Raw genomic sequence first — 18,218 nt, forward strand, 5'->3', positions numbered from 1 at the left:
GGAGGCAGCAGTAGGGAATCTTCCGCAATGGGCGAAAGCCTGACGGAGCAACGCCGCGTGAGTGATGAAGGTTTTCGGATCGTAAAGCTCTGTTGCCAGAGAAGAACGCCAAGGAGAGTAACTGCTCCTTGGGTGACGGTATCTGAGAAGAAAGCCCCGGCTAACTACGTGCCAGCAGCCGCGGTAATACGTAGGGGGCAAGCGTTGTCCGGAATTATTGGGCGTAAAGCGCGCGCAGGCGGCCGTTTAAGTCTGGTGTTTAAGCCCGGGGCTCAACCCCGGTTCGCACGGGAAACTGGACGGCTTGAGTGCAGGAGAGGGAAGTGGAATTCCACGTGTAGCGGTGAAATGCGTAGAGATGTGGAGGAACACCAGTGGCGAAGGCGACTTCCTGGCCTGTAACTGACGCTGAGGCGCGAAAGCGTGGGGAGCAAACAGGATTAGATACCCTGGTAGTCCACGCCGTAAACGATGAGTGCTAGGTGTTAGGGGTTTCGATACCCTTGGTGCCGAAGTCAACACAGTAAGCACTCCGCCTGGGGAGTACGGTCGCAAGACTGAAACTCAAAGGAATTGACGGGGACCCGCACAAGCAGTGGAGTATGTGGTTTAATTCGAAGCAACGCGAAGAACCTTACCAGGTCTTGACATCCCCCTGAATACCCTAGAGATAGGGTAGGCCTTCGGGACAGGGGAGACAGGTGGTGCATGGTTGTCGTCAGCTCGTGTCGTGAGATGTTGGGTTAAGTCCCGCAACGAGCGCAACCCTTGATTTTAGTTGCCAGCACTTCGGGTGGGCACTCTAAAATGACTGCCGGTGACAAACCGGAGGAAGGCGGGGATGACGTCAAATCATCATGCCCCTTATGACCTGGGCTACACACGTACTACAATGGCCGGTACAACGGGCAGCGAAGGGGCGACCCGGAGCCAATCCTAGAAAGCCGGTCTCAGTTCGGATTGCAGGCTGCAACTCGCCTGCATGAAGTCGGAATTGCTAGTAATCGCGGATCAGCATGCCGCGGTGAATACGTTCCCGGGTCTTGTACACACCGCCCGTCACACCACGAGAGTTTACAACACCCGAAGTCGGTGAGGTAACCGCAAGGGGCCAGCCGCCGAAGGTGGGGTAGATGATTGGGGTGAAGTCGTAACAAGGTAGCCGTATCGGAAGGTGCGGCTGGATCACCTCCTTTCTATGGAGAACATCGAACCGGCAACCATACCGGACAACATGAAGCGAAAGCCTCAAACACACTTGCACCGCTCGTTGCTCAGTTTTGAAGGAGCAAGAGAAATCTTGCCTGCTTCAATCCGTTTGGTGATGATGGCGGAGGGGATCCACGCGTTCCCATCCCGAACACGACCGTTAAGCCCTCCAGCGCCGATGGTACTTGGACCGCAGGGTCCTGGGAGAGTAGGACGTCGCCAAGCGATAAAGTCGCCCTTTCGCAGTTTGCGGATGGGCGATTTTTTTTGGTATAAAGAATTTCTATCTTTTCGGGTCCTTTTTGATGATCCTGTGGTTCGGATGGCTGGAAATGTACGCTAAAGGATGCAGCAAGCAGCGCCTTTCGTTTCCATGCCCGGCGTATCCGAGTCCTGCCGGGCTATTGGAAAAAACCGAACGGGAAAACCTCCTGTTAACTCGCTCTCCTAGCGGCGCCGTTTCGAAATACCGGGAGAAGCTCCCGATAAAACGGCGCCGAACCGGCGAAAAGCGCGATTTGGACAAATGTAGCGGGATGTTTTCCCGTTGTTTTGCCCGGAAACGGGAAGTGACCGAAAATAGCGGGAGCATTTCCATCTCGTTCCCCGCTCGGCTGTCGTTTCGGCGTGCAGAAAGGTTCGGTTTGCACAGAATAGACCGTCCGTCCCGCCTTCGCTTAAGCGCCAAAGCCGGAGCAGGTTTCCTGCTGCCGGCGGCGAGACACGGCGATATCGGCTCGTATGACTTGCGCTGGCGTCGTCGGGAGTTGGAGCGGGATTCCTGCTGCCGGCGGAGAGAAACGGCGATAGCGGCCCGTATGACCTGCGCCGGTGTCGGCGGGAGTGGGAGCGGCCGGTGGCGGGAAACGGCGATACCGGCTCGTATGACCTGCGCCGGCGTCGTCGGGAGTTGGAGCGGGTTTCCTGCTGCCGGCGGCAGGAAACGGCGTTAGCGGCTCGTATGACTTGCGCTGTCGTCGTCGGGAGTTGGCGGCGGGGGGCGAGCATGGGGCGGTGGCGGGACTGGCCCCAGGTTCCAAGAGTCTAACGGACATGGCGGCCGCTAATGAGCCTCATTTCGGTTTATTTTGTTTCTAACGGACACAGGCACAGCTATTTGGCGAAAAACCCCCTGTTGGACGGCGGTTCGGAGCCAATAAGCGCAGGTGGTGTCCGTTACGATTGGAAAACGGCCGATTTTCGCGAAATAAGCGTCGTGGTGTCCGTTACGTTTCGGAAGCCGACGGTTTTCGCTCATCCTCGAAATACCTAGATAGACGTTTTTCCCTGATCGAGCGATTTTCGCCTTTCGTTCCCAGCCCGGCGTACCCTAATGCTGGATCCGTGTCGGTTGTTGCGAATGGAACGAATCGTAGTATGCTTATCGGCGGAAAAACAAACGTTTTTTCAGGCTAACGAATCCGGATATCGCTATCCAGCCCAAAACGGAAGAAAACGAACCGATTTGCCGGCAATAGCGATACTGGAGTTCGTAATCCAATTCACACCTCCACATTCAGCTCCGATAACGATCTCCGGATTCGTTAGTTCGAAACCCAATCAAATCAGTTCGCAAGCGCCCGAAGGGCTTCTTTTTCTGCACGTTCGCCGAAATCGGTCTTCGGACGGTTTCATCGCCCCGGCAAAACGGGTACGCTAGTACGGAGCGGAAAGTGAGGAAGGAGTCTATCGATGGCCGCACCCCATATCGAACAACTGAAAAAAATAAGAAACGACATCACCCGATTTATGATGACGTACAAGTTCGCGCTGCAGGAAATGGAGACGAAAGTCGAAATTTTGCAGGAGGAGTTCCACCTGCTGCACGAGTATAATCCGATCGAGCATACGAAGTCGCGGCTCAAGTCGCCGGAAAGCATCGTGAAGAAGATGATCCGCAAAGGATGCGACGTTTCGTTCCCGAGCATGAAGCAGCATATCAAGGACATCGCCGGGCTGCGCATCACGTGCTCGTTCGTCGCCGACATTTACCGGATTCGCGATATGCTGTGCAACCAAAGCGATCTGACGCTGATCGAAGAGAAGGACTACATTCGGAATCCGAAGCCGAACGGGTACCGCAGCCTGCATCTGCTCGTCGAGGTGCCGGTCCATATGTCCGACCGGCGGGAGAACGTCCTCGTCGAGGTGCAGATCCGCACGATCGCGATGGACTTTTGGGCGAGTCTGGAGCACAAAATTTTTTACAAATACAACCGGTCCATCCCCGGCCATTTGTTGGACGAATTGAAGGACGCCGCGGATTCGGCGACCGCCCTCGACCGCAAAATGGAGCGTCTCCATAAAGAAATCCAGCAAATCAAGGAAGAACGGGCGGCGGACGATATGCAGATCGTGCCGGAGATCGTCATCGACAACCAGCTGTTCAAGCTGCCGGCCGCGCTGCTGAACCTGATCGGCGACGGAAAACCGGCCGGGGCGGGCGAATAGCCGTTTTTGGTAAGGCGAAACCGCGGCTGGTATAATAGGAGTTGAACTGCGACTACTACATAGCGTTTGGAGCGTGATCGTATGGCTGTACATCCTGTTCCTTTTTTCTCGGGGGCGCTGTTTGCGAGAATGTCCTGCTTCGTTTATTTGCCTCCGTCGTACGACCGGTCCGAACGCGCGTACCCGGTCGTTTATTTGCTTCACGGCATGCACGGATGCGAAAGCAGCTGGCTGACGAAAGGCGGCGCCGAGGACACGTTAGACCGGATGATCGGATCCGGGGAGCTTCGCGAATGCATCGTCGTCATGCCGAACGACGGGGGATACGGTCACGGCACGTTTTATGTCGATTGGTACGACGGCACCGGCAACTACGAGCAATATGTGCTGTACGATCTCGTTCCGTTCATCGACGCCAATTACCGGACGATTCCGGATCGGGAGCATCGCGTGATCGGCGGATATTCGATGGGCGGATTCGGCGCGTTTATGCTGGCGCTGCGCCATCCGGAGACGTTTTCGGCCGCGGCGAGCCTGTCCGGCGCGCTCGGTTCGGCGGGCCAGCTGCCCTATTACGATTTTTCCCGCTCCCAATGGTCCCGCATGATCGGGCCCCGGCACGGCGACTATGCGAAACGGTACGACTTGTCGGTGCTCAGCGAGCAGCGGCTGGAGGCGGCGAACCGGCCGGCGCTGTACTTCGACTGCGGCAGGGAAGACGGGTTATATCCGATGAACGTCCAGTTTAAGCAGCATTTGGAACGGATCGGCTACGAGCACGAATACGCCGAATTCGAAGGTCAGCATAATTGGGCGTACTGGACGGAGCATTTGGCGGATACGCTGCGGTTTTTCGAACGGCGATGGGGCGAATCGGCCGGCGACTAAAGCGTCGGCATCGTCGAACGCGGGCGCGCCGGCGATCGGGCCGGCTGCAGGTACGGCGAGTATTTTGCTTCCATGCATCGTCGCAAGGTTGGAATCGGAGCGGCGCGGTCCGAACCCGCGCTCGCAAATCATAGGCATGAAGCGCTCTGCAGGAAGAGCGCTTTTTGGCGTTTCTCCCGATTATTGCCGGGAAAGATTGTTGTTTCGGCGATTGACGGTTTCGGGCGGAGCGATTATGATGTTAATAAGTTGTAAAAAACATGTATGAGACAGGTGATTTTTGATGATCCATTTCATATGGAACGAGAGGCAGGCGGAGGAATGCTGGGAGCAGGGCCGGGATGCATACGCGCCTTATTTGTTCGAGATCCTGAAACAGGCGGGTATTTCTTATAAAGCATGGTCGCCGGAAGCGTGGCTGAACGAGAAGCCGGAGGGCGTGACGATCGTGGCGGGGCTCGATCGCCGGGCGAATTGGGGCGAGCTGTTTCAAGCCTACTGCGAGAGCGGGAACGCGGTGCTGGCCATCGGAGATACGTACGGGCTCGATCAGGCGCTCGGGGTGCAAAAGGCGCGCGCGGTCAAGGAAGGATGGATCGACTGGCAGGAAGCGCCGCTTGCGGACGGCCTGCTGAGCTCGTTTCATTTTTTCGGAGCGGCGCTCGTGAAGGCGGCGGACGGGGTCGAGACGAATGGCGCAATCACGCTGCGAAACGGGACGGCCACCTCCCATCCGGCCGTCACGGTCAAAGCTTATCCGAAAGGAGCCGCCGCCTTGCTTGCGGTCGACCTTGCGCGCACGTTTTGCCTGATTCAGCAAGGCGTCCCGGTCGTGAAGGACGGCGTTCCGTCGCCGGACGGCTCGGGACTGATCAATGACGATATTTTCAAAACCGACGACGGAAGCGTGCTCGACTGGGACCGCGACCGCGCGGCGGCCGTCCCGGACGGCGTTCCGTTCTATCTTCATCCGATCGTGGACGAATTCCGCATTTTGTTCATCCGGCTGCTGCACCGTCTGAGTGAAGCGGTTTCCCGGACGCTTGCGCAGGTTTGGTTTTGGCCGGAAGGCCTCGAGGCGGTCGGCCATATTTCGCACGATACGGACGGCAACGCCCCCCATGCGGCCGACATGATGCTGGACCGGCTGAAGGAAGCCGGAATTCGTTCGAGCTGGTGCGTCATTATGCCGGGCTATCCGGAGCTGATTTATAGGCGGATTATCGCCGAAGGCCACGAGATGGCTTTGCACTACAACGCGTTGGAAACGGACGGCTGCCGTTGGGACGAGAAGCTGTTCAACGAACAGCTCGCCGCCCTGCAAAGCCAGATGGAGGCGCTGAACGAGCCTGTCCGGATTTGGACGAACAAAAACCACTATTTGCGCTGGGAAGGCGGCGTGCAGTTTTTCAAATGGTGCGAACGGGCGGGCATCGTCGTCGAGCAAAGCAAAGGCGGGACGAAGCAGGGCAACAAAGGCTTTTTGGCGGGTACGTGCCATCCGTATTTGCCGATGTCGGACAGCTCGGAGCGCAACCGGCTCATGGACGTATACAGCAATCCGACGCTGGCCTGGGATCCTCCGGTGCCGCTTCGCTGTACGATGGACGAAGGAAAGGCGCTGCTCGATCGCAGCAAAGACGTTTACGGCGTCGCCCATTTTCTGTATCATCCGGCGACGCTGGCCGCTGTGGGAGAAGGCTTCGTGGAGCTGGTCCGGTACGGGGAGGAGCAAGGGTTGGCGTGGTGGACGTCGCTCGAGCTGTATGAATGGCTGCAGCTGCGCAGAACCGTCGAAGCCGTGGTGGAAAATGGGGTTTTGCGCATTACGGCGGAATGCGCATGCAAGGGGCTGACCGTCATGCTGCCTCCGGACGCCGCATTGCCGCAAGGCGAAGCCGCAGCCGCAGCCGTCGTCCGCAGCGTCCGCATGGTCAAACGGTACGGCATGCCGCTGCAGCAGCTGATCGTCGACGTTCCGGCGGGCGAAACGGCCATTCCGCTTCGCGACGCATCCCGCGCGGCGGTGTAACCGGAACAGATGCCGTCTCTTCTTGACGAAGGGACGGCTTTTTTTGCCGGTTTCGGGACTTCCCGTATCGGTTCCCGAGCTCCCGGGCATAGGGAGCTTTTTCCGTTTCGAAGGGCCGATCCGGCGGCCGAAAAACGACTTTCGACAAAACCCGTTCCGTTTTGCGAATGAAATACGAACTTTTGAACAATATGGACACAATAATGTTCGTCTTTTTAAGTTGACACGGCAATGTCAACATTGATAAACTAAACATGCAGCAACATAAATCGGATATTGCCTGAACGTTTTCTCGTATAACCCCGGGGATATGGCCCGGAAGTCTCTACCCAAAAACCTTAAATTTTTGGACTACGAGCGAACCTGATAGTGGAATGGGACGCCTTCCCGGCGCTCCGGCATTCCCTTTTTCGGTTCCGCGAAGCGGAAGCGGCCCTTCCAGAAGCTTACGTCCACCCGGCAGACGCCCCGCGCCTGTCGCTGGACTTTTTCTTTTTTGTCGGCCGCCGGTTATGCCGGTTGCCGCTACATTTTATCGAAAGAAGGTTGGTTATGGCGGCGAAAGTAGGCGTTATTATGGGAAGCAGCTCCGATTGGCCGACGATGAAGCACGCGTGCGACGTACTCGACGAGCTTCAGGTGCCGTACGAGAAAAAGGTCGTATCCGCGCACCGGACTCCGGATTTGATGTTCGAATACGCGGAGTCGGCGCGCGAGCGCGGCCTAAAGGTGATCATAGCGGGCGCGGGCGGCGCGGCGCATTTGCCCGGCATGGTGGCGTCGAAGACGGTGCTTCCGGTCATCGGCGTGCCGGTGAAGTCGTCGAATTTGAACGGCCTCGATTCGCTGCTGTCGATCGTGCAAATGCCTGGCGGCATTCCGGTCGCGACCGTGGCCATCGGCAACGCGGGGGCGACGAACGCCGGACTGCTCGCCGCCCAAATCATCGGCGCCCACGATCCCGAGCTGATGGACCGGCTCGCGCAGCGGCGCGAGCAGCTGCGGCAGCACGTGCTGCAAATGAGCGAGACGTTGGGGGCGGATGAGTGATGGCCCGCGAACGAAAAACGGTGCTGCCGGGCGGCACGATCGGGGTGCTGGGCGGAGGCCAGCTCGGCCGGATGCTGGCGCTTGCCGGACGGGCGATGGGCTACCGGTTCGCGACGCTCGATCCGACCGAAGATTCGCCGCTCGGGCAGGTGGCCGACGAGCAAATCGTCGCCGCTTATCATGACGCCGACGCGGCGAAGCGGCTGGCGGCAATTTCCGACGTTATCACGTACGAGTTCGAGAACGTCGACGCCGCCGTGGCCGGTATGCTGACGAGCGAATGCTACGTGCCGCAAGGCAGCGAGCTGCTATACACGACGCAGCACCGGCTGCGCGAGAAGCGGGCGATCGAGGCGGCCGGCGTCAAGGTGGCGCCGTATCGCGAAATTCGCAGCGAGGAAGAGCTGCTGGGCGCGGTTCGCGAGTTCGGCACGCCGTGCGTGCTCAAGACCGCGACCGGCGGCTACGACGGCAAGGGCCAGTGGGTCATCCGCGCGGAAAGCGAAGTCCCGGAGGCGTACGACACGCTCGCCAAAGCGAAAACGGAGCTCGTTCTGGAAAAGTTCATCCGGTTCGAGAAAGAACTGTCGGTCATCGCGGCGAGAAGCCCGCGAGGGGAAATAAAAGCGTTCCCCGCGGCGGAAAATATTCACGTCGACAATATTTTGCACCTGTCCATCGTCCCGGCCCGCGCTCACGCGGACGTGCTGGCGGAGGCCGAGAAGATGGCGGTCCGCATCGCCGAATCGATGGAGGCGATCGGCCTGCTGGCGGTCGAAATGTTTTTGACCGCGGACGGCGAACTGTTCGTCAACGAGCTGGCGCCGCGGCCGCACAATTCCGGACACTATACGATGGAGGCGTGCCGGACGTCCCAGTTCGAGCAGCATGTGCGGGCGATATGCAACTTGCCGCTCGGGCCGGTCGAGCTGCTGACGCCGGTCGTCATGGCGAACGTTTTGGGCGAGCACGTCGCGCCGCTGCTGGACTGGATGGGCGAGGAAGCGGGCTTGCCGGAGGGCGTTGCCGCGAAGGTGCACTTGTACGGCAAGCATGAGGCGAAGGCGAAACGGAAAATGGGCCACGTCAACCTGCTGACGGACGACGTGGAGAAAGCGATCCGCTGGGTCGAAAGCTCGGCGATATGGCAAAGGTAACCCGCCTTAGGGACGGAAAGTAAGTCCTTTATTCAATAAATAGAAGCGAAAGAGCGGCAAATAGCGGATATCGTTCCGTAACGACGCCGATTTCGCGGATTAAGCGAGATTACAATCGGAGGTAGGACCTACATGCTGCAGCGTTACAGCCGGCCGGAAATGGCCGCCATATGGACCGAGGAAAACAAATTCAAAGCTTGGCTCGAGGTCGAAATTTTGTCGTGCGAGGCGTGGTCGGAGCTCGGCGTCATCCCGAAGGAAGACGTCAAGGCGCTGCGGGACAAAGCCGGCTTCAACATCGAGCGCATTTACGAGATCGAGGAGGAAACGCGCCACGACGTCATCGCCTTTACGCGGGCCGTATCCGAAACGCTCGGTCCGGAGCGCAAATGGGTGCATTACGGGCTGACGTCCACCGACGTCGTCGATACGGCGCTCGGCTACTTGCTCCGCCAGGCGAACGAAATCATCGAGAAGGACTTGCTCCGGTTTATCGATATCGTGAAGGAAAAAGCGATTCAATACAAGCATACGCCGATGATGGGACGGACGCACGGCGTTCATGCCGAGCCGACGACGTTCGGCCTCAAAATGGCGCTTTGGCACGAAGAGATGAAGCGCAACCTGACGCGGTTCCGCGCGGCCGCGGACGGCGTGCAGTTCGGCAAAATTTCCGGCGCCGTCGGCACGTACGCCAACATCGACCCGTTCATCGAGCAGTACGTGTGCGGCAAGCTCGGCACGAAGCCGGCGCCGATTTCGACGCAGACGCTGCAGCGCGACCGCCACGCCGACTATTTGAGCACGCTCGCCTTGATCGCCACTTCGCTCGACAAGTTCGCGACCGAAATTCGCGCCCTGCAGAAGAGCGAATTCCGCGAAGTCGAGGAGCCGTTCGCGAAAGGGCAAAAAGGCTCGTCGGCGATGCCGCACAAGCGCAACCCGATCGGCTGCGAGAGCATTTCCGGCCTCGCGCGCGTCATCCGCGGGCATATGATTTCCGCCTACGAGAACGTTCCTCTCTGGCACGAGCGCGACATTTCCCACTCGTCCGTCGAACGGATCATTTTGCCGGATTCGACGATTTTGATCAACTACATGCTGAACCGGCTCGGCAACATTATTAAAAATTTGACCGTTTTCCCGGAAAATATGCTTCGCAACATGAAGCGGACGTACGACGTGCCGTTTTCCGGACGCGTCATGACGAAGCTGATCGACAAAGGCTTCAGCCGCGAGCAGGCGTACGATACGGTGCAGCCGAAGGCGATGCAGGCGTGGGAGGAGCAGCGCTCGTTCCGCGACATCGTGGAGAACGATCCCGTCATCCGCGAGCAGCTGAGTGCCGAAGAAATCGCAGACTGCTTCGATCCGAGCTGGCATTTGAAGCACGTGGATACGATTTTCGAGCGTCTCGGCCTGAACTGATCCGCCGAACCTATTCGGGGCCGCCCGGCCCCTCCCATACAAAAGGAGGCTTTAGCCTTGAGCGAAGCGACGGCGATTTCGACTGCTGCGGACTACGTGAAAGCACCGCTGCTGTACAAAGGGAAAGTGCGGGAAATGTACGATTTAGGGGACCATTTCCTGATGGTGACGACCGACCGGATCTCGGCGTTCGACTATGTGCTGAGCCCGGCCGTGCCGGACAAAGGCAATGTGCTGAATCAAGTGAGCAAGTTTTGGTTCGAGCAGACGGCGAAGCTGATGCCGAACCATGTCGTTCATGCCGAGCTGGAGAAGCTGCCGGCCGGCCTCGTTACGAACGGCGACGTCATGAAACACCGCTTTATGGTGACGAAGAAGGCGCAGCGCATCGATATCGAGTGCGTCGTACGCGGCTATATTACCGGCGGCGGGTGGAGACAATACCAAAAAACGGGCGAGATTAACGGGATCAAGCTGCCGGAAGGGATGCGCAAAAACGAGAAGTTTCCGCAGCCGCTCTTCACCCCGGCGGCGAAAAACGACGTCGGCCACGACGAGGACATTTCGTTCGAGCGGATGGAACAGCTCGTCGGCAAGGAGCTCGCGGCCGAGCTGCGCGACAAAAGCTTGATGCTGTACGAGTTCGCGCACCGCTTTTGCGCCGAACGCGGCATCATCCTGGCCGACACGAAGTTCGAATTCGGCCTGATCGACGGCCAAGTGATTTTGATCGACGAAATTTTTACGCCGGACTCATCGCGTTTTTGGGCGAAAGAAAACTATGCGCTCGACATCGAGATCGAAGGAATGGACAAAGAGCCGGTCCGCACGTACCTCGCGAATTCCGGCTGGGACAAAAACAGCGAGCCCGATCCGCTGCCGGCTTCCGTCGTCGAGGAGACGTCGCGCCGGTACCGCGACATTTTGCGCCGTCTGACGGGCGGTTAAACGCAGGGCCGCATCACGATCGAACGATCGCCGCTTTTCCATGCACCCGGGGCCGGCCGCGTCGAACGCCGGTTACCGATCAAGAGGAGGAACTTTCCCATGTTGAAAGCAACCGTCTACGTGACGATCAAGCAAAACGTACTCGATCCGCAAGGCAGCGCCGTTCAAGGCGCCCTGCACTCGATGGGCTTCGCGGAAGTCGGCAAAGTGCGCATCGGCAAATATATGGAGCTCGAGCTGGACACAAGCGACGCGACGGAGGCGGAAGCGCGCGTCAAGGCGATGTGCGAGAAGCTTTTGGCCAACACGGTCATCGAGGATTACCGGTTCGAGCTTTCCTCCGGACAGTAAACGAATCCGTTAAACGACGAAAGGTACAGGAAAAGGAGGGCATCGACCATGAACTTTGCGGTACTTGTGTTTCCCGGATCGAACTGCGACATCGACTGCTTCAAGGCGGTCGAGCAAACGATCGGCCAGCCGGTCGAATACGTGTGGCATACGTCTACCGATCTGTCCAAATATGACGCGATTTTGGTTCCCGGCGGGTTTTCGTACGGCGACTACTTGCGCTGCGGCGCGATATCCCGCTTTGCCCCGGTCATGACCGAGGTCGTAAAGGCGGCGGAGCAGGGCAAGTTCGTGCTCGGCATTTGCAACGGGTTTCAAATTTTGCTCGAATCGGGACTGCTGCCGGGCGCCATGCTGCGCAACAAGTCGCTCAAGTTTCGCTGCCACAGCGCGACGCTGCGGGTCGAAAACAACCGGAACCCGTTCACGACGCAGTACGCGCAGGGCGAGCTGATCGACATCCCGATCGCCCACGGCGAAGGCAACTACTACTGCGACGATGCGACGCTGGCCGAGCTGAAGGCGAACGACCAGATCGTATTCCGCTATCACGGCGAAAACCCGAACGGCTCGGTGGACGACATCGCCGGCATTTGCAGCAAGCAGGGCAACGTCGTCGGCATGATGCCGCACCCGGAGCGCGCGGTCGACCAGCTGCTCGGCTCGGAGGACGGCAAACGGATGTTTACGTCGATTTTGAACGCATGGAGGGAAAAACATGGCGCAGCAGCTGTCCGTTAAGGAACCGACGGCGGAACAAATCGCCGAGCAGCAAATTTACAAGCAGATGGGCGTCACCGACAGCGAGTACGAGCTCATTTGCGGATTTCTCGGACGGAAGCCGAATTACGTGGAAATCGGCGTATTCAGCGTCATGTGGTCGGAGCATTGCTCGTACAAAAACTCCAAGCCGATTCTGAAACGGTTCCCGATCACCGGACCGCGCGTCCTGATGGGACCGGGCGAAGGGGCCGGCATCGTCGACATCGGCGACAAGCAGGCGGTCGTGTTCAAAATCGAAAGCCACAACCACCCGTCGGCGATCGAGCCGTACCAAGGCGCGGCAACCGGCGTCGGCGGCATCATCCGCGACATTTTCTCGATGGGCGCGCGTCCCGTGGCGCTGCTCAACTCGCTCCGGTTCGGGTCGCTCGAAAACGACCGGGTCAAATATTTGTTCGAGCACGTCGTTTCGGGCATCGCCGGTTACGGCAACTGCATCGGCATCCCGACGGTCGCCGGCGAAGTGATGTTCGACGAAAGCTACGAAGGCAATCCGCTCGTCAATGCGATGTGCGTAGGCATCATCGATCACGATAAAATCCAGAAGGGCGTCGCCCAAGGCGTCGGCAACCCGGTATTTTACGTCGGTCCGGCGACCGGCCGCGACGGCATTCACGGGGCGACGTTCGCCTCCGAAGAATTGACCGAGGAGTCGGAAGCGAAGCGTCCGGCGGTGCAGGTCGGCGATCCGTTCATGGAGAAGCTCGTGCTCGAAGCGACGCTCGAGCTGATCAACTCCGGCATCGTCGTCGGCATCCAGGACATGGGCGCGGCGGGCCTCACCTGCTCCAGCTCGGAGATGGCGAGCAAAGCGGGCAACGGCATGGAGCTGTATCTCGACGAAGTGCCGCAGCGCGAAGAAGGCATGACGCCGTACGAAATGATGCTGTCCGAGTCGCAGGAGCGGATGCTGTTCGTCGTAAGGCCGGAGCACGAGGCGCAGGCGAAAGCGATTTTCGAGCGCTGGGGCCTCATCTGCGCGAAGGTCGGCAAAGTGACCGACGACGGCAAGCTGAAGCTGTTCCATAAAGGCGAGCTCGTCGGCGAGCTGCCGGTCAAAGCGCTTGTCGACGAATGTCCGGTCTACAACAAGCCGTCCAAAGTGCCGGCGTACTACGAGCAGCAAGCGTCGGTCGATACGACCCGCTATGCGGAAGTCACCGATTTGACGGACGCGCTGAAGCGGGTGCTTGCCTCCCCGACGGTGGCGAGCAAGGAATGGGTGTACAGCCAGTACGATCATATGGTGCGGACGAGCACGTACGTCCGTCCGGGCTCGGATGCCGCGGTCGTCGGCGTGGAAGGCACCCGCAAGGCGCTGGCGATGACGACGGACTGCAACGGACGGTACGTGTACCTCGATCCGGAAGTCGGCGGCGCGATCGCGGTCGCGGAAGCGGCGCGCAACATCGTCTGCTCGGGCGCGGAGCCGCTGGCGATTACCGACAATTTGAACTTCGGCAGTCCGGAGAAGCCGGACATTTTCTGGCAGCTGGAGAAGGCGGCCGACGGCATGTCCGAAGCGTGCCGCAAGCTGAACACCCCGGTCATCGGCGGCAACGTAAGCTTGTACAACGAAAACGCGAAAGGCGCGATTTACCCGACGCCGGTCATCGGCATGGTCGGTCTCGTGCACGATCTCGATCATATTACGACGCAAGGCTTCAAGAAGGAAGGCGATGTCATCTTCCTGCTCGGCGAAACGAAAGCGGAGCTCGGCGGCAGCGAATTCCAGAAGGTGCTGCACGGCGTAACCGAAGGACGTCCGCCGCAAATCGATCTGGAAGCCGAGAGCAGGCTGCTGAATGCCGTGCTCGGCGCCATTCAGAAAGGTCTCGTCGCTTCCGCGCACGACTTGTCCGAAGGCGGCCTGGCCGTGGCGCTCGCCGAATCGGCGATCAGCGGCCGCATCGGCGCGAAGGTGAACGTCGAGACGGCGCTTCGTCCCGATTTCGCGCTGTTCAGCGAAAGCCAGTCGCGCATTTTGCTCAGCGCCTCGCCGGACCAAGCGGCGGAGCTCGAAGCGTGGATCGCCCAAAACGGCGTGCCGGTCGCGAAGCTGGGCACGGTACAAGGCGATCAAGTCCAAATCGAAATTAACGGAAAGCCGGCCATCCAGTCCCCTGTCGCTCAGCTAGAAAAGGTTTGGAAGGATGCGATCCCATGCCTCATGCAATAAAGCGTCCCGCGGAGCCGCTTTGGAGCGGGGACTTTTACAACGAAGGCATCAACGGCGAAAACCTGTTCGACAAATTGAAGGAAGAGTGCGGCGTCTTCGGGGTGTACGGTCACCCCGAAGCTTCCCATTTGTGCTACTACGGGCTGCACGCGCTCCAGCATCGCGGCCAGGAAAGCGGCGGCATTTGCGTCACCGACGGCGACCAGTTCCATTACCATCGCGGCATGGGGCTCGTGAAGGAAGTGTTCGACAACGACCGGCTCGTTTCCCTGAAAGGGCCGGTGGCGATCGCCCACGTCCGTTATTCCACGTCCGGGGAAAGCAAGCTGGCGAACGCCCAGCCGCTCGTGTTCAAATACCGCGAAGGCGACTTGGCCGTGGCGACGAACGGCAATATCGTCAATGCGCCGGAGATTCGCAAAGAGCTGGAGCGGCAAGGCTCGATTTTCCAAACGTCGAGCGATACAGAAGTCGTCGCGCATTTGATCGCCCGCTCGAAACATAACGATATCGTCGAAGCGGTCCGCGAAGCGCTTGTCGCGCTGAACGGGGCGTACGCGTTTCTGTTCATGACGAACGGCAAGCTGATCGCCGCGCGCGATCCGCACGGACTGCGGCCGTTCGTGCTCGGCAGGCTGGGCGAAGCGTGGGTGTTCGCCTCGGAAACGTGCGCCTTCGACGCGATCGGCGCGGACTATGTCCGCGATATCGAGCCGGGCGAGCTGCTTGTTTTGGACGAAGGCGGCCTGAAGGAGGAGCGGTTCGCCGCTCCGCAGAAGCGCGCCGTCTGCGCGATGGAATATATTTATTTCTCCCGTCCCGACAGCGATATCGACGCGGTCAACGTCCACAGCGCGCGGAAGCGGATGGGACGGCAGCTGGCGATGGAGTCGTTCGTCGACGCGGATATCGTCACCGGCGTGCCGGATTCGAGCATTTCGGCGGCGATCGGCTACGCCGAGCAGACGGGCATTCCGTACGAGCTCGGGCTGATCAAAAACCGCTATACCGGCCGGACGTTCATTCAGCCGAGCCAGGAGCTGCGCGAGCAGGGCGTCAAAATGAAGCTGAGCGCGGTGCGCAAAGTCGTCGAAGGCAAACGCGTCGTCATGATCGACGATTCGATCGTACGCGGCACGACGTCGCTTCGCATCGTCAACCTGCTGCGCGAGGCGGGGGCGAAGGAAGTGCATGTGCGCATCAGCTCGCCGCCGTTCAAAAATCCTTGCTTTTACGGCATCGACACCCCGAGCCGTAAAGAATTGATCGGTTCGCAAAAATCGGTCGAAGAAATTCGCAAGGCGATCAACGCCGACTCGCTGCACTTTTTGTCCAAGGAAGGGCTGATCGAATCGATCGGCCGCCTGCAGGGCGAGCCGCACGGCGGTCATTGCACCGCCTGCTTCGACAACATTTACCCGACGCCGGTGCCGGACGAGGAAGCGGCTGCGGCCGCTTGCGGCGGCTGCGATTGAATTTCGCGAGCGTACGGACCGAAACGACGAAGTAACATGGACGAGCGCCGAGCTAGTGCAGTGCGAAGTGCAGTGCGAAGTGCAGTGCGAAGCGCCGAGCGAGCGCAGTGCGAAGTGCAGTGCGAAGCGCCGAGCGAGCGCAGTGCGAAGTGCAGTGCGAAGCGCAGTGCGAAGTGCAGTGCGAAGCGCAGTGCGAAGTGCAGTGCGAAGCGCAGTGCGAAGTGCAGTGCGAAGTGCTGCTGGCTCTTGCTCCGGCGTATAGCGAACCTTAACGACCTTAATAGTGAATGCCATTTCGTTATTCGGGCCGAATCAGCTTTAATTACGCGATTAGTGAACTTGGTTTTGCAAGTAGCGAATGTGAATTTCCTAATAGGGAGATCGCGTTCGGTAAAAGCGAACAGTGGCTGGATTGGGGTTCGATTAGCGCATCGAAGTTCACTATTAGTGGAATGAAGGTTACAATTCGCCGGAGTTATATTTTGCACGGACAACATGCGATCGGGGAGACGGGACTGCGCCTCGCCGGTCTTGCCATTAAGGCCCGAAATAGCGCCACTTTCGAATCCGAATGGCGCTCCAACACCTTTCAAGGAGTGAACGAGTTTGTCGGAAGCGTATAAGCAAGCGGGAGTGGACATCGCGGCGGGCAATGAAGCGGTCGTCCGGATGAAGAAGCACGTGCAGAAGACGTTCCGCCCGGAGGTGCTTACCGAACTGGGCGGCTTCGGCGCGTTGTTCGGCCTGAACAAGGACAAATACGAGGAGCCGGTGCTCGTGTCCGGCACGGACGGCGTAGGCACGAAGCTGAAAATCGCCTTCGCGATGGACAAACACGATACGATCGGCATCGACGCGGTAGCGATGTGCGTCAACGATGTCGTCGTGCAGGGGGCGGAGCCGCTCTTTTTCCTCGACTATTTGGCTTGCGACAAAGTCGTGCCGGAAAAAATCGAAGCGATCGTAAAAGGGATCGCCGACGGCTGCCTGCAGGCCGGCTGCTCGCTGATCGGCGGCGAAACGGCCGAAATGCCGGGCATGTACGGCGAAGGCGAATACGACATCGCCGGCTTTACGGTAGGGATCGTCGATAAGAAGAAGATTATCGACGGCTCCGGCATCGCCCCGGGCGACGCGGTGATCGGGCTCGCCTCGAGCGGCGTCCATTCGAACGGCTTTTCGCTCGTGCGCAAGCTGCTGCTCCAGGATAAAGGCTACAGCCTGCACGACGACATTCCGCAGCTCGGCGGCAAGCTCGGCGACGTCCTGCTGGCGCCGACGAAAATATACGTCAAGCCGATACTCGCCTTGCTCGATCAAGTGAATATAAAAGGAATGGCGCACATTACGGGCGGCGGCTTCCTGGAAAACATTCCGCGCGTGCTGCCGCAAGGGGCGAACGTCCGGATCGAGTACGGCTCGTGGCCGATTCCGCCGATATTCCGGCTGCTGCAGGAAGCCGGCTCCGTGTCGAACAACGACATGTTCCGTACGTTCAACATGGGGATCGGCATGGTGCTGATCGTGCCCGCGGAGCAGGCGGAGCTCGCGATCCGGCTCGCCGAGGCGAACGGGGAGAAGGCGTACCGGCTCGGAACGGTTACGGAAGGCGAGCAGGTCGTTACGTTCAGCGGAGCGGACGTGTGATGAAGCCGTTTCGCATTGCGGTGTTCGCTTCGGGAAGCGGGTCCAACTTCCAGGCGATCGCGGACGCGGTGCAGACCGGGAAGCTCGATGTCGAAGTCGGGCTTCTCGTTTGCGATAAGCCGGAAGCGCCGGTCGTCCGGCGGGCCGAGGCGGCGGGCGTCGAAACGTTCGCGTTCCGTCCGAAGCAGTATGCGTCCAAGCAGGCGTACGAGACGGAAATCGTCCGTTTGCTGCAGGAGAAGCAAATCGACCTCGTCGTCCTCGCCGGCTACATGCGGATCGTCTCCGGAACGCTGCTGGAACCCTACGAGGGACGGATCGTCAACATCCATCCGTCGCTGCTGCCTTCGTTTCCCGGCCTCGACGCGATCGGACAAGCGCTCGCGCACGGGGTGAAGGTGACGGGGGTCACGGTCCATTTCGTCGACGGCGGCATGGACACCGGGCCGATTATCGCGCAGCGCCCCGTCGAGGTGGCGGAGGACGATACGGCCGACACGCTCGCCGCGAAAATTCACCGGATCGAGCACGAGCTGTATCCGTTCGTCATCCGGGGGATCGCGAGCGGCAACGTATCGCTGGCCGAAGACGGCCGTCGGGTGCTGTGGAAATGAACGGGC

General features: G+C 59.4%; 14 protein-coding genes, 2 rRNA genes and 1 riboswitch. All 16 genes read left to right on the forward strand.

The window, feature by feature from the left end; translation table 11 throughout:
- Positions 1-1,196 (forward strand): 16S ribosomal RNA (locus tag PV407_RS04625); the annotation flags it as partial.
- A 121-nt stretch (positions 1,197-1,317) separates the two neighbouring features.
- Positions 1,318-1,434 (forward strand): 5S ribosomal RNA (gene rrf, locus PV407_RS04630).
- A 1,467-nt stretch (positions 1,435-2,901) separates the two neighbouring features.
- On the forward strand, positions 2,902-3,660 hold the full coding sequence (locus tag PV407_RS04635; protein WP_332088709.1) for a GTP pyrophosphokinase: 759 nt from the start codon (positions 2,902-2,904) through the stop codon (positions 3,658-3,660).
- A gap of 81 nt (positions 3,661-3,741) precedes the next feature.
- A complete protein-coding gene (locus tag PV407_RS04640) occupies positions 3,742-4,548 on the forward strand; it encodes an alpha/beta hydrolase (protein ID WP_332088710.1) in 807 nt (268 codons plus the stop codon).
- 283 nt (positions 4,549-4,831) lie between these two features.
- Positions 4,832-6,580 carry a hypothetical protein gene (locus PV407_RS04645; RefSeq protein ID WP_332088711.1) on the forward strand — a complete coding sequence of 583 codons (1,749 nt, stop codon included), beginning with the start codon at positions 4,832-4,834 and terminating at the stop codon, positions 6,578-6,580.
- 272 nt (positions 6,581-6,852) lie between these two features.
- Positions 6,853-6,954, forward strand: a riboswitch (purine riboswitch).
- A 178-nt stretch (positions 6,955-7,132) separates the two neighbouring features.
- Complete coding sequence (gene purE, locus PV407_RS04650) at positions 7,133-7,630, forward strand: 5-(carboxyamino)imidazole ribonucleotide mutase (protein ID WP_332088712.1); 498 nt, start codon at positions 7,133-7,135, stop codon at positions 7,628-7,630.
- Positions 7,630-8,787, forward strand: coding sequence for a 5-(carboxyamino)imidazole ribonucleotide synthase (gene purK, locus PV407_RS04655; protein ID WP_332088713.1), 1,158 nt, complete (start codon positions 7,630-7,632; stop codon positions 8,785-8,787). The genes purE and purK overlap by 1 nt, the downstream gene beginning before the upstream one ends.
- 132 nt (positions 8,788-8,919) lie before the next feature.
- A complete protein-coding gene (purB, locus tag PV407_RS04660; protein ID WP_332088714.1) occupies positions 8,920-10,215 on the forward strand; it encodes an adenylosuccinate lyase in 1,296 nt (431 codons plus the stop codon).
- 57 nt (positions 10,216-10,272) lie between these two features.
- The gene (locus tag PV407_RS04665; RefSeq protein ID WP_332088715.1) at positions 10,273-11,163 is read left to right on the forward strand and encodes a phosphoribosylaminoimidazolesuccinocarboxamide synthase; all 891 of its coding nucleotides are present in this window, start codon (positions 10,273-10,275) and stop codon (positions 11,161-11,163) included.
- Between the two features lie 99 nt (positions 11,164-11,262).
- The gene (purS, locus tag PV407_RS04670) at positions 11,263-11,514 is read left to right on the forward strand and encodes a phosphoribosylformylglycinamidine synthase subunit PurS (protein WP_332088716.1); all 252 of its coding nucleotides are present in this window, start codon (positions 11,263-11,265) and stop codon (positions 11,512-11,514) included.
- A 48-nt stretch (positions 11,515-11,562) separates the two neighbouring features.
- Entirely contained in the window at positions 11,563-12,255 is a 693-nt protein-coding gene (gene purQ, locus PV407_RS04675) for a phosphoribosylformylglycinamidine synthase subunit PurQ (RefSeq protein ID WP_332088717.1), read from the forward strand.
- Positions 12,233-14,476, forward strand: a complete 2,244-nt coding sequence (gene purL, locus PV407_RS04680; protein WP_332088718.1) for a phosphoribosylformylglycinamidine synthase subunit PurL — start codon at positions 12,233-12,235, stop codon at positions 14,474-14,476. The genes purQ and purL overlap by 23 nt, the downstream gene beginning before the upstream one ends.
- Positions 14,461-15,951, forward strand: a complete 1,491-nt coding sequence (gene purF, locus PV407_RS04685; RefSeq protein ID WP_332088719.1) for an amidophosphoribosyltransferase — start codon at positions 14,461-14,463, stop codon at positions 15,949-15,951. The genes purL and purF overlap by 16 nt, the downstream gene beginning before the upstream one ends.
- A 107-nt stretch (positions 15,952-16,058) precedes the next feature.
- Complete coding sequence (locus PV407_RS04690; RefSeq protein ID WP_332088720.1) at positions 16,059-16,223, forward strand: hypothetical protein; 165 nt, start codon at positions 16,059-16,061, stop codon at positions 16,221-16,223.
- Between the two features lie 334 nt (positions 16,224-16,557).
- Positions 16,558-17,598 (forward strand): phosphoribosylformylglycinamidine cyclo-ligase, encoded by a 1,041-nt coding sequence (gene purM / locus PV407_RS04695; protein ID WP_332088721.1) that lies wholly within the window; start codon positions 16,558-16,560, stop codon positions 17,596-17,598.
- Positions 17,598-18,212: a phosphoribosylglycinamide formyltransferase gene (purN, locus tag PV407_RS04700; protein ID WP_332088722.1), complete on the forward strand. Its 615-nt coding sequence runs from the start codon at positions 17,598-17,600 to the stop codon at positions 18,210-18,212. The genes purM and purN overlap by 1 nt, the downstream gene beginning before the upstream one ends.
- Positions 18,213-18,218 lie beyond the last annotated feature (6 nt).

The sequence above is a fragment of the Paenibacillus sp. GYB003 genome, assembly GCF_036577625.1.
Lineage (GTDB): Bacteria > Bacillota > Bacilli > Paenibacillales > NBRC-103111 > Paenibacillus_AB.